Raw genomic sequence first — 1,193 nt, 5'->3', positions numbered from 1 at the left:
GCTTTTTCGTATTCAATAGGGGAAAGATAATGCAGAGAAGAATGCATTCTTTTGGTATTGTAATAGAGCTCTATATATTTAAATACTTCTTTTCGAGCTTGTTCTGGTGTTGTAAATTTGGCACCATGAATGAGCTCTCTTTTTATGGTCTTATAAAAAGATTCCATTAATGCATTATCGTAGGGGTTTCCTTTTCTGCTGACACTTGAAACAGCACCATACTTTTTCAGTATGGCTTGAAAATTACTACCCGTATATTGGGATCCCTGGTCTGTATGGATAATTAATCCTGTTGGAGGATGTTCTTTGTTATATCCTTGTAAAAAAGCGTCTATCACAAGAGAATCTTTCATCCGTGTACTCATAGACCAGCCACTCACTTTTCTCGAGTACATATCCACAAATACCGCAAGGTATAAAGTACCCTTTTGAGTAGGGATATAGGTAATGTCACCGACCCATATTTTATTTCGTCCGTCTGTGTGAAAAACTTGATTTAGGAGGTTGGGTCTTTCTATAGAAGGTGATTTTTTATTATAACGTTTATAGCGATACCTGCTTCCTTTCGCATATAGGTTCATTTGACGCATCAGTTTTCCTACTCTTTTTCTGTTTACCTTGATTCCCTTCTTCTCAAGAACCTTTGTAACTCTTAAAGATCCATATCGACCCTTATGTTCCTTAAATATCTCCTGTATTTCTGCAYGTAACACTTCATTCTCTAAAGCTCTTTTAGAAGGTTTTCTCTGTAAATATTCATAGTAACCTGATCGTGAGATGTTTAACGTTTTACAAGCCTTCTTGATGTTATAGTTGTGTTTATTTTCTTTTAAGAATTGAAACCTTACACATTCTTTTTCTTCAAGAAGACCCGGAACTTTTTTAGTAGATCAAGCTCTTTTCTAAGTTCTTCATTCTCACGTTTAAGCTTTTTTATTTCATACTGGGAATTATAAAGTGCGCTCCCACGGCCTGGAAACGCACTTTCCCCATATTCTTCGTATTCACTTGCCCAACGATATAGCGTATTAGGATGAATAGATAATTCTTTCGCAACCTCTTTTACAAATAGGTTCTCTTCCAGTACCAACTGAACGGCAGCCATTTTAAATTGACGATCATAAACTTTTCTACCCATAAACCGAATCACCTTTTTCTCTTAATTTAGTGTTCAGTTTATCGTACCATCTCCA

The 1,193-nt window shown here is 35.9% G+C and carries 1 protein-coding gene; it reads right to left on the bottom strand.

Features of this window, described 5'->3' with window-relative positions; all coding sequences use genetic code 11:
* Nucleotides 1–1,138 (bottom strand): IS3 family transposase gene (locus AC1DEF_RS29015; RefSeq protein WP_477727742.1). Its coding sequence is split into 2 segments (ribosomal slippage), with 1,139 coding nucleotides annotated over them: nucleotides 1–886 and nucleotides 886–1,138; the frame shifts between segments, so codons are not numbered across the junction. This gene is flagged as partial in the annotation.
* Nucleotides 1,139–1,193 lie beyond the last annotated feature (55 nt).

The organism is Priestia sp. 10L35, from assembly GCF_056395685.1.
This window is presented reverse-complemented; position numbering and strand designations above follow the sequence as displayed.